The sequence below is a fragment of the Zhongshania aquatica genome (genome assembly GCF_027257955.1).
GTDB classification, from domain to species: domain Bacteria; phylum Pseudomonadota; class Gammaproteobacteria; order Pseudomonadales; family Spongiibacteraceae; genus Spongiibacter; species Spongiibacter aquatica.
Genome location: NZ_JANZNQ010000097.1, coordinates 1 through 612 on the forward strand (window position 1 = coordinate 1; position 612 = coordinate 612).

Below are 612 nucleotides of genomic sequence, written 5' to 3' on the forward strand. Positions count from 1 at the left end.
AATCGTTGGAGAGTTCGGCCAGTAAAACTCGAAACTCATCGGTCAAACCATTCTCCGCATCTTCAAGCCATTGGGGCAATGCTTGCCGAAGCTTATTGATGCCGATCGGTGCGATAACGCCGTATTCACCAACTAACCCTCGAATCTGATTTGCCTTGGCCGTACGCTGACCAACAAGCTCCTCTCGCACCCGATGCGCAGCTTGAATATCTTGCTGCTTGACCGTTTTAACGCCAACAAACCTCATTCCAGGACGCCCCATGGCTTCGCAGATTGCTTCCGCATCGACACGATCATTCTTGTTACTTTTTACGTAGGGCTTCACGAACTGAGCCGCAATCAGTTTAACGGTGTATCCCCGCCGCTGTAGCGCTCGCCCCCAATGATGGGCAGAAGCGCACGCTTCCATTCCAACCTCGGCTCTTTTTGGTACGCGCTGACAGAGCATATCAAGCCACTCATGACGCTTGAGCTTTACTTGCCACTGAGTCTTTTCATGCCGATCAACACCGTGAACATGAAAAACAGATTTTGCGATATCTACTCCAACTCTTGTAATGTTCATATAGGGCTTCTCCTCATCTTCTGAATGGCAAATTGACACTTACCATT

Annotated in this window: 1 protein-coding gene; it reads right to left on the reverse strand. The window is 49.3% G+C overall.

What is annotated here, in order from left to right; genetic code table 11:
- Positions 1-565: IS110 family RNA-guided transposase (locus tag O9X78_RS20800; protein ID WP_269621596.1), on the reverse strand; the 565-nt coding region annotated here is incomplete at its 3' end.
- Between the last annotated feature and the right edge of the window lie 47 nt (positions 566-612).